General features: G+C 49.8%; 13 protein-coding genes and 1 tRNA gene. 11 read left to right on the forward strand and 3 right to left on the reverse strand.

The genetic code is table 11. The features are described 5' to 3' along the window. The first annotated feature begins 105 nt into the window (after positions 1–105). The 4 genes from QVO97_RS11320 to QVO97_RS11335 are packed head-to-tail and all read left to right on the forward strand — an operon-like array spanning position 106 to position 1,777. Positions 106–420, forward strand: a complete 315-nt coding sequence (locus QVO97_RS11320) for a PadR family transcriptional regulator (protein WP_022360428.1) — start codon at positions 106–108, stop codon at positions 418–420. 13 nt (positions 421–433) lie between these two features. Continuing rightward, entirely contained in the window at positions 434–1,255 is an 822-nt protein-coding gene (locus QVO97_RS11325; RefSeq protein ID WP_022360429.1) for an HAAS signaling domain-containing protein, read from the forward strand. A gap of 12 nt (positions 1,256–1,267) precedes the next feature. Further along, positions 1,268–1,528: a hypothetical protein gene (locus QVO97_RS11330; RefSeq protein WP_022360430.1), complete on the forward strand. Its 261-nt coding sequence runs from the start codon at positions 1,268–1,270 to the stop codon at positions 1,526–1,528. Positions 1,529–1,582: 54 nt separating this feature from the next. Further along, positions 1,583–1,777: a small, acid-soluble spore protein, alpha/beta type gene (locus QVO97_RS11335; protein WP_022360431.1), complete on the forward strand. Its 195-nt coding sequence runs from the start codon at positions 1,583–1,585 to the stop codon at positions 1,775–1,777. Positions 1,778–1,852: 75 nt separating this feature from the next. Here the strand turns inward: QVO97_RS11335 and QVO97_RS11340 are convergent. Then, positions 1,853–1,935: transfer RNA gene (locus tag QVO97_RS11340), tRNA-Leu, on the reverse strand. Positions 1,936–2,142: 207 nt separating this feature from the next. Between QVO97_RS11340 and QVO97_RS11345 the strand changes: the two genes are divergently transcribed. The 7 genes from QVO97_RS11345 to QVO97_RS11375 all read left to right on the forward strand — a co-directional run bounded on the left by QVO97_RS11345 (position 2,143) and on the right by QVO97_RS11375 (position 9,933). Beyond that, positions 2,143–2,481 carry a zf-HC2 domain-containing protein gene (locus QVO97_RS11345; protein WP_022360432.1) on the forward strand — a complete coding sequence of 113 codons (339 nt, stop codon included), beginning with the start codon at positions 2,143–2,145 and terminating at the stop codon, positions 2,479–2,481. A 37-nt stretch (positions 2,482–2,518) separates the two neighbouring features. Further along, positions 2,519–5,191 carry a DNA polymerase I gene (polA, locus tag QVO97_RS11350; RefSeq protein WP_022360433.1) on the forward strand — a complete coding sequence of 891 codons (2,673 nt, stop codon included), beginning with the start codon at positions 2,519–2,521 and terminating at the stop codon, positions 5,189–5,191. Continuing rightward, the gene (coaE, locus tag QVO97_RS11355; protein ID WP_333549076.1) at positions 5,178–5,792 is read left to right on the forward strand and encodes a dephospho-CoA kinase; all 615 of its coding nucleotides are present in this window, start codon (positions 5,178–5,180) and stop codon (positions 5,790–5,792) included. Before polA ends, coaE begins: the two co-directional genes overlap by 14 nt. A 7-nt stretch (positions 5,793–5,799) precedes the next feature. Beyond that, the gene (locus QVO97_RS11360; RefSeq protein ID WP_022360435.1) at positions 5,800–6,597 is read left to right on the forward strand and encodes an MBL fold metallo-hydrolase; all 798 of its coding nucleotides are present in this window, start codon (positions 5,800–5,802) and stop codon (positions 6,595–6,597) included. Positions 6,598–6,858: 261 nt separating this feature from the next. Then, a complete protein-coding gene (locus tag QVO97_RS11365) occupies positions 6,859–7,131 on the forward strand; it encodes an ACT domain-containing protein (protein ID WP_022360436.1) in 273 nt (90 codons plus the stop codon). Positions 7,132–7,161: 30 nt separating this feature from the next. Continuing rightward, entirely contained in the window at positions 7,162–8,526 is a 1,365-nt protein-coding gene (locus QVO97_RS11370; RefSeq protein ID WP_022360437.1) for a PFL family protein, read from the forward strand. A 12-nt stretch (positions 8,527–8,538) separates the two neighbouring features. Beyond that, positions 8,539–9,933 (forward strand): class I SAM-dependent methyltransferase, encoded by a 1,395-nt coding sequence (locus QVO97_RS11375; RefSeq protein ID WP_022360438.1) that lies wholly within the window; start codon positions 8,539–8,541, stop codon positions 9,931–9,933. A 56-nt stretch (positions 9,934–9,989) separates the two neighbouring features. On the opposite strand, the gene udk is transcribed toward QVO97_RS11375, so the two are convergent. Beyond that, positions 9,990–10,625 (reverse strand): uridine kinase, encoded by a 636-nt coding sequence (udk, locus tag QVO97_RS11380; RefSeq protein WP_022360439.1) that lies wholly within the window; start codon positions 10,623–10,625, stop codon positions 9,990–9,992. Between the two features lie 236 nt (positions 10,626–10,861). Next, complete coding sequence (locus QVO97_RS11385) at positions 10,862–12,280, reverse strand: tRNA(Met) cytidine acetate ligase (RefSeq protein WP_022360440.1); 1,419 nt, start codon at positions 12,278–12,280, stop codon at positions 10,862–10,864. Positions 12,281–12,411: the final 131 nt, after the last annotated feature.

Below are 12,411 nucleotides of genomic sequence, written 5' to 3' on the forward strand. Positions count from 1 at the left end.
AAGAAGGCACACTGATATATAATTCAGATACAATATTATATAACATATAATATTAAACAAGAAAAAATATTATATTTTGAATTAATGTATCTTAGGAGGGATAAGATGGTTTTTAATACAGGAGCTGCGCTTCTGGATGCGATCGTCCTTTCGGTTGTATCAAAATCTGCAGAAGGAACATATGGGTATAAGATCACGCAGGATGTCCGTCAGGCAATCGAAATATCGGAGTCCACGCTTTATCCGGTGTTGCGGCGGCTTCAGAAGGATGACTGCCTGGAAACATATGACCGGGCGATCGACGGCAGAAACCGACGGTATTACAAAATAACGGAGGCGGGACGGATTCAGCTGAATCTTTACCGGGGTGAGTGGAACGTGTATGCAGGAAAAATTTCAGAGATACTGAAAGAGGGATAAGGAGAGGCAGATCATGAAAAAAGAAATATTTTTAGAGAGGCTGGAAGCGCTCTTGCAGGATATTCCGGAAGAAGAAAAACGGGATGCGATTGACTATTACCGCGATTATCTGGAGGAAGCGGGACCGGAGAAGGAAGAAGAGGTACTTGCAGAATTTCAGAGTCCGGAGCATATTGCCGAGGTAATCCGGACGGAGCTGCAGAGTGAATGGAGTGGCGGCGAATTTACAGACCGGGGATACAATGACAGCCGGTTTGAAGAAAAGCGGACGACTTTATCCAGAAGCGGTGGGGCAGAACAGGGAGAACGAGAAAAAGAAGCAGGATTTCAGGCTGGAACCGAGGATGACCCATTCCGGGGATTTCGGGATGAGGAAACGGGAGAAAATGCGGCATTCAATGAGAATCAAAGAAGCCGTCTGAGCGAGATGCTGCACTGCTTAAAAGAAAAAATAACCGGTTCCAAGATTGGAATGGTTGTGGCAGTTCTGGTAGTGCTTGCAGTTCTTCCGTTTATCTTTTCGTGGGTGACGGGAACCGTGGGAGGTGTTTTTGGGCTGGCGGTCGCACTGGCAGCGATACTTGTGGTGCTGGGACTGATGACGGTGCTGGTATTTGTTGGCGGAATTATGCTGTTCGTTCTGGGTGCAGCGAGTCTGTTTGAACATTTTGCGATGGGACTGATGTTCATCGGATTGGGTATTGCGGCAGAGGGCAGCTGTCTGCTTCTGATATGTGGTTGTGTCCTGTTTTACGGTGTGTTCCTACCGTGGGCAGTCAAGGAAATCATTCGGCTTTGCCGTCAGGCGGCAGGTTATCTGTCAGCCAGGGCATAGGAGGATAGGAAAATGAAAAAATGGATGAAAAAAATGGCAATCATAGGCGCCATCCTCTTTGTGGGTGGAATCGGCGTGACATCGATCGGGGCTGCCATCGGAGGCGCAGCTGCCGGGCTGGATTTTCTGATCGATCAGGAAAAAAATTTTCAGGATAAATATAACTGGGGAGATTCGGAGGAGATATGGGATGATACGGAGCAGCTGCCGGAAGAGATCGACGAGCCGGATGAGATGGAAGAGCAGCTGGACATAGAAAAACAATGCGAATAGTTTTCCAGAAAATGGACATACTCTGAGTACACAAGGTGGAAAGGAGTATTTTTTATGGATGAAAATAAGGTGGATTTTGAGAAAATGACCCCGGCAGAGCGGCTGAAATATGAGGTGGCGGAAGAAATTGGGCTGGCAGACAAGGTACGGCAGTATGGCTGGAGAAGCCTGACTGCCAAGGAGAGCGGGCGGATTGGCGGTCTGATGACGAAGAAAAGGCGGGAGATGAAACAGAATAAGAAAGGCTGATAGATATTTGCTTGAAAACACCAAAAGCCCTTGAAAATAAAGGAAAAATCCAATATTTTCAAGGGCTTTCAAATCTGCCGGCTGCGGGACTTGAACCCGCACGGTGTTGCCACCAATGGATTTTGAGTCCACCTCGTCTGCCATTCCGACAAGCCGGCTGTCTATCGACGCTTTTTATCTTACCAAAATTGGAGACAGATTGCAACTGTTTTTTTGTTTGTTTTGAAATTAAGAAGCGAAGCATTCGCAGGGACTTGCGTGTTTCATTAAAATAAGGTATGATTAGGTTTAAATGGTTTTATGAACGCGTCATGCGTGAATGATAATTCATATGGAATGACAGACTGGAAAAGGAGGTGGCGTCTGTGACCTGTCGGGAAGCGGAGCGTCTTGTGACGCCGTATATCCAGGATAAACTGAGCGGGGATGAGCTGGAAGCGTTTCTGGAGCATCTGGAACATTGCCGCAACTGTCAGGAAGAATTGGAAATTTATTTTATGGTGGATGTCGGACTGAAACAGCTGGACACCGGATCGGGTACTTTTGATATCATGGGCGCACTGCAGAAGCGGATCGCTGAGTCATATGCCCGCGTGCGTCGGATGTGGCGCTTCCGGAAAATGGAGTATGCGGTCAATACGCTGGGCGTGATGGCGGTATTGGTGACGGTGATGCTGCAGGTCAGGATTTGGCTGGCACCATAGAAAAAGCAACAAGTGATAGAACAGGAGACGGAAACAGATGGGCAAATTAGTGCTGATAGATGGTCATAGTATACTCAACCGGGCATTTTACGGGGTGCCGGAGTTGACAAATTCGAAGGGACTCCACACCAATGCAGTGTACGGATTTTTAAATATCATGTTCCGGGTGATCGAAGATGAGGGGGCAGACTATCTGGCAGTGGCATTTGATTTGAAAGAGCCAACATTCCGTCACAAAATGTATGCGGCATACAAGGGAACGAGAAAACCGATGCCGCAGGAGCTGCATGAGCAGGTTCCGGTGATGAAGGAAGTGCTGACAGCGATGGGCGTGCCGATTCTTACCAAGGCGGGGTATGAGGCAGACGATATTCTGGGAACGATCGCGAAACGCTGTGCGGCGGAGGGCGTGGAGGTTTCTATCGTATCAGGAGATCGTGACCTGCTGCAGCTTGCAGATACGCACATTAAGATTCGGATGCCGCGTACTTCGAAAGGTACGACGGAGATACGCGACTATTACCCGGAGGATGTGAAGGCGGAGTATCAGGTGACGCCGATCGAATTTATTGATGTAAAGGCGCTGATGGGCGATACTTCGGATAATATTCCGGGCGTGCCATCGATCGGTGAAAAGACGGCAACCAGCCTGATTACCACCTACGGAAGCATTGAGAATGCGTATGCACACATTGATGAGGTAAAGCCGCCGCGCGCACAGAAAGCGCTTCGGGAGCATTATGACATGGCGCAGATGAGCAAGGATCTGGCAACGATCCGCATCAATTGCGAGATTGGTTTTTCGCTGGAGGAGGCGAAGCTGGATTCGCTTTACACGCCGGAGGCATATCAGTATATGAAGCAGCTGGAATTTAAGTCCATTCTGCAGAAATTTGGTGAGGACGCCTTTGCGTCATCAGAAATGGAAAAATCTTTCCGTCTGGTAAATGATTTTGGCGAGGCACAGGTGATTTTTGACCGTGCACAGCGGGCAGAGGAGATCGGCGCGCAGCTGGTGATTGAAAAAGGAGAGGTTGTAGCACTGGCACTCTGCCTGGACGGGACATCGATCTATGCGATCCCGGCGGTTGGGTTCCTGACCGGACAGTATCTGGCGGAGGAGCTGGAACGCCTGATGGAGGTGGTTCCGTCTGTGACGGTTCTGGATCTCAAGATCCAGCTTCCATTTCTTAAAAATCACAGCCGCCGGATCGTGGACGGCATCCGGAATGCAGAAGGAAAGTGTGCGGTTATGGACGCAGGCGTGGCGGCGTATCTGTTAAATCCGCTCAAGGATACCTATGGATATGATGACCTGGCGCGCGATTACCTGGATATGACCGTGCCGTCACAGGTCGATTTGCTTGGAAAAACGGCGCTGTCGGATGCATTTGAGACAATGCCGGAGAAAGCGTTGAATTGTGTCTGCTACATGGCATATACGGCGTGGAAATCGCGGGAAATCCTGCTGGGGCAGCTTCGAAGACATGGAATGCTGCATCTCTTTTATGAGATAGAGATGCCGGTTATTTACAGCCTCTACCATATGGAAGAGGAAGGTATTCAGGTGCGCCGGGAGGAATTGAAAGCCTACGGCGAACGCCTCCAGACGCAGGTAGAGAAACTGGAGCAGGAGATTTACGCCGAGACGGGCTGTGAATTTAATATTAATTCCCCGAAGCAGTTGGGAGAGGTTTTATTTGAAAAAATGTCCCTGCCGGGCGGCAAAAAGACGAAGACCGGCTATTCGACGGCGGCGGATGTGCTGGAAAAACTGGCGCCGGAGTATCCGGTTGTGCGGAAAGTATTAGACTATCGCCAGGTGGCGAAACTCAAATCGACCTATGCGGACGGGCTGGGTGCATTTATCCGGGAGGACGGACGAATCCACGGAACCTTTAACCAGACGATCACAGCGACAGGACGTATCAGCAGTACAGAGCCGAATCTACAGAACATTCCGGTGCGTATGGAGCTGGGACGCGAGATCCGGAAGCTGTTTGTACCACGCGAGGGCTGTGTGCTGGTTGACGCTGATTATTCCCAGATTGAGCTGCGTGTGCTGGCGCATATGTCGAATGACAAGAACCTCATCCAGGCATACCGGCAGGCGGAGGACATCCACGCGATCACGGCGTCGCAGGTATTCCATGTGCCGCTTGAGGAAGTGACACCGCAGCTTCGCCGCAATGCAAAAGCAGTCAATTTCGGTATCGTATATGGTATCAGCGCGTTTGGGCTGGGCGAAGATCTCGGCATTTCCCGCAAGGAAGCGACCGAGTACATTGAGCGCTACTTTGAAACCTACCCGGATGTCAAACGTTTCCTCGATGGTCTGGTAAAAACGGGCAGGAAATACGGCGAGGTCAAGACTATGTATGGGCGTGTGAGACCGATTCCGGAGCTGAAATCCGGCAATTTTATGCAGCGTTCGTTCGGTGAGCGTGTGGCGATGAATTCCCCGATTCAGGGAACTGCAGCCGACATTATCAAGATTGCGATGATCCGCGTCGATCAACGCCTGCGCCGCGAAGGACTGCGTTCCCGCATTGTCCTCCAAGTGCACGATGAACTTCTGATTGAAACCTGGAAAGAAGAGCTGGAACAGGTGCAGTCGATTCTGGCGACGGAGATGAAACGTGCGGCGCAGCTGCAGGTGGAGCTGGAAATCGATATGAAGATGGGAAATTCGTGGTTTGAAACGAAATAATGGAAAGGTACAGATAAACATGAAGATAATCAGTATTACCGGAGGCGTTGGTTCCGGTAAGAGTGAGGTCCTGCGTGTGCTGCAGGAGGAATTTGACGCGGAAATTATTAAGGCGGATGAAGTGGCTCACCAGCTCATGGAGCCGGGTAAGAAAGGCTATCAGCATGTGGTAGAGGCGCTGGGTGATTCCTTTTTAAATAAGGACGGCAGCATTGACCGCAAAAAGCTTGCGGCGCTTATTTTCCAGAATAAAGAGGCGGTGGAGACGATGAACGCCATCATCCACCCGATGGCGTGGGAGGAGATCCGCTATGCGATCAACCATTCCGACAAGGAGATCATCGTTGTGGAGGCAGCTCTCTATGATGACGAGCACAATGCGATGTTTGATGAAATCTGGTATGTATACACATCGGTGGAGAACCGCATCAAACGTCTGATGGCAAGCCGCGGCTACAGTGAGGAAAAATGCCGGGGCATCATGGCAAATCAGGCATCCGAGGACGATTACCGGAGTTTTGCGACGCGTGTGCTGGACAACAACGGCGGGATTGAGGATATTCGGAAGCAGATAGCGTCATTTTTAGGAAAAGAGGATTAGGATACATATGCGGATGGTTAGTATTGCCAGCGGCAGCAGCGGGAATTGTATTTATATAGGAAGCGACAACACCCACGTTCTGGTGGATGCGGGGATCAGCAACAAGCGTATTGAGATGGGGTTAAATGACCTGGGGCTGAATGCGCGGGAACTGGATGGAATTCTCATCACGCATGAACATTCCGACCATATCAAAGGGCTCGGCGTGCTGGCGCGCAAATATGGCACACCTATTTACAGCACAAAAGAGACATTAGAGGAAATTCAGGATTCCAAGAGTCTTGGCGAGATTCCGGAAGATCTGATGCACCCGATTACGCCGGATGTTGATTTTATGGTAGGAGATCTGGAAGTCAAACCGTTCCGGATCGACCATGATGCAGCGAATCCTGTTGCCTACCGGGTTCAGAATGAAAAAAGATCGGTGGCGGTGGCGACGGATATGGGGCATTATTCCCAGTACATCATTGACCATCTGCAGGGGCTGGATGCGATTTTGCTGGAGGCCAACCACGATGTCAAAATGCTGGAGGCAGGACCGTATCCGTATTACCTGAAGCGTCGTATCTTAGGCGATTACGGACACCTTTCCAATGAAAATGCGGGGCGGCTTTTAAGTTCCATTCTGCATGACAATTTGAAGCATATTTTCCTGGGGCATCTGAGTAAGGAAAATAATTACGAAGAGCTGGCATATGAGACGGTGCGTCTGGAGATCACAGAGGGAGATACGCCGTATAAGGCGAATGATTTCCCGATCACAGTGGCAAAACGCGATGCAGTGTCGCAGATTGTGACGGTGTAGAAGACGTAAAAGTATTAAAATTGGTTATACAAAGTCTGAAAACAAGCCAGAAGATATATTTGGGGTTATGGCTTGGAGGCATGGACAAAAGTGTGGGGTTGACAGAAATATCGTTACTGTACACGCATACGTGTCCAGTAACGGAATATTATTTTAGGTGTAAAAGTCAGCAGCCGGATGGCAGTTGAGTTTTTATAGAAATTAGTAAGTCATAAAAACATTTCCGCCATAGGACGGAGAGCACACAGGAGGATGAAAGCTATGAGTAAGATTATTATTACTATCGTTGGACAGGACCGCGTCGGTATCGTTGCAAAAACGTGTAACTATCTGGCTGACCACAACATGAACATTCTTGACATCACGCAAACGATCCTGCAGGAATATTTCAACATGATGATGATCGTGGATATTTCCGGTTCCAAGACATCCTTTGATGATATGGCGCATGAGCTGGACAAGCTGGGACAGGAGATCGGCGTAAAGATTCTCTGTCAGAGAGAAGAGATTTTTACCAGTATGCACAGAATCTAAGCAAATATTTTCAGAAAGGACGTAAAACCAATGATTAACATGCAGGAAGTTCTGGAAACTAATAACATGATCGCGCATGAAAAACTGGATGTGCGGACGATCACGATGGGTATCAGCCTCTTAGACTGTGTGGACAGTGATCTGGCGAAGATGAATGGGAAGATCTACAATAAGATTACAACTTATGCGAAAGATCTTGTATCGACCGGCGATGCCATCGGACGTGAATTTGGTGTTCCGATCGTCAATAAACGTATCTCGGTTACTCCGATCGCGCTGGTAGGTGGAAGTGCCTGCAAGAAGAGCGAGGATTTTGTAGAGATTGCGAAAACACTTGATAAGGCAGCGAAAGAAGTGGGCGTCAACTTTATCGGAGGCTATTCCGCATTGGTTTCCAAGGGAATGACACCGGCGGAAGAGCTTCTGATCCGCTCGATCCCGCAGGCACTTGCCTGCACCGACCGTGTGTGCAGCTCCATCAATGTCGGTTCTACCAAGACAGGTCTTAACATGGATGCAGTCCGTCTGATGGGCGAGATGGTTGTGGCAACCGCAGAGGCAACGAAGGACAATGATTCCCTCGGCTGTGCGAAGCTGGTTGTATTCTGCAACGCGCCGGATGATAACCCGTTCATGGCAGGTGCATTCCATGGCGTGACTGAGGCGGATGCGATCATCAACGTCGGCGTCAGCGGTCCGGGAGTTGTAAAGACGGCTCTGGAAAAGGTACGTGGCGAGAACTTTGAGGTGCTGTGTGAGACGATCAAGAAGACGGCGTTCAAGATCACCCGTGTTGGACAGCTGGTAGCACAGGAGGCGTCCAAACGTCTGGGCGTTCCGTTTGGCATCATTGATCTGTCGCTGGCACCGACTCCGGCAGTCGGAGACAGTGTGGCGGAGATTCTGGAAGAGATCGGCTTAGAGCGCAGCGGTGCACCGGGTACAACAGCAGCGCTGGCAATGTTAAATGATCAGGTTAAGAAGGGCGGCATCATGGCGTCCTCCTATGTTGGCGGACTCAGCGGTGCATTTATTCCGGTCAGCGAGGATCAGGGCATGATCGATGCAGTTTCTGAGGGTGCACTTACGATTGAGAAGCTGGAAGCAATGACCTGTGTCTGCTCTGTAGGTCTTGATATGATTGCGATCCCAGGCGATACGAAAGCGACCACGATCGCCGGTATCATCGCGGACGAGGCGGCAATCGGCATGATCAACCAGAAGACAACGGCAGTCCGCCTGATTCCGGTCATCGGAAAAACAGTGGGCGATACGGCAGAGTTCGGCGGTCTGCTTGGCTATGCGCCGATCATTCCGGTCAACCGTTTCTCCTGCGACAACTTTGTCAAACGTACCGGACGTATCCCGGCACCAGTACACAGCTTTAAGAACTAATAGGAGTTTCATATGGATAAATCACAGGAACTGAGAGAGGTGCTTCTGCGGTATCTCGATGCCGATCTGGAGCGAATCATTTTCAGCAACCCGAGAACCCGTGAATCCTATCTGAAATTAACCGTGCGTCCTCTGCTTCTGCGGGGGGCGCTTGCTTTTCAGACGGAAGAATTTACGGAAAAACAGGCATTTCAGAAAAATCAGAACGCAGAAAAGACCACCGAGTACCTGCTCGGAGAACTGGAAAACCGTTACCGCAATGCGGAGATCGCGTCGCTTCACGGGATTGTCAATATTCTGATCAGTAAGAAGGGGACGGTGACGATCAAAGAGAAGAAGGTGGGGGTTAAAAAGGCAGAGAATCGGACGGTATCGGTGGCAGCAGGTGATGTGCGGAAAGCTGGAAAGCAGATGCCGGCGAAGAGTCATGCAGATGTGAAAGAAAATTCGCTCGAAAAATCGGGTCAGAGTCAGTCAAGTCACGAAGACGGAAAGATGCAGAGAAGTGCTAAAATACAGGGAAATGCGAAACAGCAGAAAAATGCCGGAACAGGACTGTCGGCTGGCATGGATGCCGCAGCGTTTTCAGAACGTCTGGCTTCGTTATCCCATAACCGTACTAAAAAATATGTCCTTCAGGAAGGCGTCCCAGTCCCATTTCTGGTAGATCTCGGTGTCATGACGGCAGAAGGCAAAGTTGTGAAATCCCGCTACGACAAATTTCGCCAGATCAACCGTTTCCTGGAATTTATTGAGGATGTACTTCCGAATCTCGATCCGAACCGGACGAATACGATCATTGATTTCGGATGCGGGAAATCATATCTGACGTTTGCGATGTATTACTATCTGCATGTGCTGAAAAAATATTCGATCCGTGTCATCGGTCTGGATCTGAAAAAAGATGTCATTGCGCTCTGCAACCGCCTGAGCAAGAAGTTTGGATTTGAGAACCTGACCTTCCTGCACGGCGACATCGCCGGATATGAGGGCGTCGATCAGGTCGATATGGTCGTGACGCTGCACGCCTGTGATACAGCGACCGATTATGCGCTGGCAAAAGCGGTCAAATGGGGCGCAAAAGTCATTCTTTCCGTTCCATGCTGTCAGCATGAGATTAACAAGCAGATTCAGAACGACCTTCTGTCGCCGGTTTTACAGTACGGCCTTCTGAAAGAACGTATGTCGGCGCTTTTGACCGACGGAATCCGTGGGCAGCTCCTCGAAATGTCCGGCTACCGGACGCAGATTCTCGAATTCATCGACATGGAACACACACCGAAAAACATCATGATCCGTGCGATTCGCCAGGGCAAGAAAGCAGACGGGGCGGCATTAGAGACAATGATGAAGGAATTGCATGTGAAGCCGACATTGTATGGATTGTTGGTGGGGGATGAGGTGTAGGAAATAGAAATCGTGACCTCGATGCGTGATCTAAGTGACCCCAATATTTTGAAATATTATTCTCCCGCCTTCGCCTCATCCAGCAGCCGTGCAATCTCCCCGCGCACCAGCGAGAATGCAACCTCATTCCGCCCGCTGTTGGTAACCACATCCGCATAGGCGCGGGTCGGTTCTACAAAGAGGGCATGCATCGGTTTGACGGTGGTCAGGTACTGATCGATGATGTTTTCGATATCGCGTCCGCGCTCTTTCGTGTCACGTAAGATTCGGCGGAGGATGCGCTCGTCGGCGTCGGCATCGACGAAAATGCGTATGTCGAGCAGATTGCGGAGTGCTTCGTCATAGAGAACGAGAATGCCCTCCAACAGGATAACCGGGCGCGGCTCGATGTGAATGGTTGCTTCGGCGCGGTTGTGGTTGGCGTAGTTGTAGGTTGGACAGTCGATCGCCTCCCAGTTTTTCAGTTTGTTGAGATGCTCAAGAAGCAGCTCCGTCTCAAATGCATCCGGGTGGTCGTAGTTCAGCTTTTTGCGCTGTTCAAATGGCATGTCATCGTGGGCGCGGTAGTAGTTGTCGTGGTAAAGCACGGTTACCTGATCACCAAATGCGTCTTTCAGACGGTTTGTAAAAGTGGATTTTCCTGAACCGGTTCCTCCGGCAATTCCGATGATAATAGGTGATTTTCTATTCACTGTGGTTTCCTCCATTTGTAAGTTTTATCTCAGTCGAGAAGAGCCCCACCTCTTTAGGTGGCGAGTAATAGCAAATTTGTCTCAGTGGGAGGTGGGTCTCCGACTGAGATAAACGCTCCGCGGGGATGCGCAGTGATTCTGTATGGAATATGTCAGCTTCGCTGACCAGAATCACGCGCCAAGTCTCACGGACGTTCGACTTGAATCTCAGATTAAATCAGTAGGTTGGTTCATTTTTATACAAAAACCAGTCCTTCTGTATATTCATTTTGAAATACGCCGCCGCGCTTTATCCGCACCGTCTGGTATAAATGCGAGGCGTATACCTCCTGCTCCAGCAGCGCGAGCGCCGACGGGGAGAGGTTCTGGGCGGCATCTGCCATTTTAGTGATGAGGGGGATGCTGCTTTTTTTATGCAGACAGGAGAGCAGAGGGCTGCTCTGTCTGCGAAAACCGAGAATCCGTGCATAGAGTGCATAGCCCTCGTCCTTCCACCGGGAAATATCTTCCTCGCGCATACCGAGTATCAGATGCAGAAGCGCCCGGCTGACACGCGTGTAGGTAAGCTGGCGCGTCTTTAACGCCTGAATCCGTTCTTCAAAAGAGAGAGGAAAGTAAGGTGGTTTTGCAAGGCGGGCGGCAAGCTCCGGGGAGAGATCTGCGATGCGGGATATAGCCTGCGTATTGGTATCAACAGACAAAGTGCTGGAAGGCATAACGGCGTTTGTGGCAGCAATGGAACCTTTCGCTGAAGATTTCTGCATCTGTAAAACAGCCATATTTAAAAGTTCTGAAAAGTCATCTGTAAAAACGGGAAGCGCACCTGCGTATGCGGGATGCGTCACGGCTGGCAGATGAGGTATTAAAATATTAAATAAAATCTCACTTTTTGAATCAGAACCCGGTTCCTGTTTTAGTGAAGCTGGACTATCTGCTGACAGATTTTCATAGCTCTTCCGAACTATCCCGCGAATTGCCGAAGCGGATGGAAACTTTGATTCAGACAGTGCATCCTCATGATATCCGCTTCCCTCCCGCGAAATCGTATAAAATTCCATCGGACTATGCAGATCTTCCGCCGCCCGCAGATATTCAATCCCAAGGATATTATTAGGGGAGTTTAAAATGGAAGACCATATATGAGAGTTCGACACATCTGTATTTGTGTGAAAATCTTCCACATTTTCAACTCTTGTCCCGTCTGCCTGTGTTTCTCCCAGCGCCTTCGCCCGTGCCTGCGGATAAGTCAGTCCCGCCTTCAACCCTTTCCGCAGCCGTTCCTGAAATTCCGCCGATTCATGATTCAGCGCATAAGCAGCCTGCTTAAGGATTTCAATCTGCCCGCATTCACTGCCGAACACAACGGCATCCACACCGATCGCCGACAGAAGCGCAACCCCATAGGCGGCAAATTCATGCGCCGAGGCGGTGGAGAAGGCGGCCGGTATCTCAAGTACCAGGTCAGCACCGGCGAGAAGGGCGGTTTTCGTGCGGAGGTATTTATCAAAGATGGCGGGTTCGCCGCGCTGGACAAAGCTGCCGCTCATCAGGACGACACAGTAGTCCGCGCCGGTCAGTTCCCTTGCCTGCTGCATATGATACAGATGTCCGGCATGGAACGGGTTATATTCGGTGATTAAACCAACGATTTTCATAAATTTCAATCCTGTTTTTTGCATTTTTGCGAAGAATTTTGTAGCAGCCTTTTATTATAAAAATAAAAATAGAAGACTGTTGCTGTTGCGGCAGAAAAATCTGTAAAAAATAGCAGCCATTTTCTGCTTCA

It is taken from the genome of Clostridium sp. CAG:43, assembly GCF_000434655.1.
In the GTDB taxonomy this organism is placed as follows: Bacteria; Bacillota; Clostridia; order Lachnospirales; family Lachnospiraceae; genus Otoolea; species Otoolea fessa.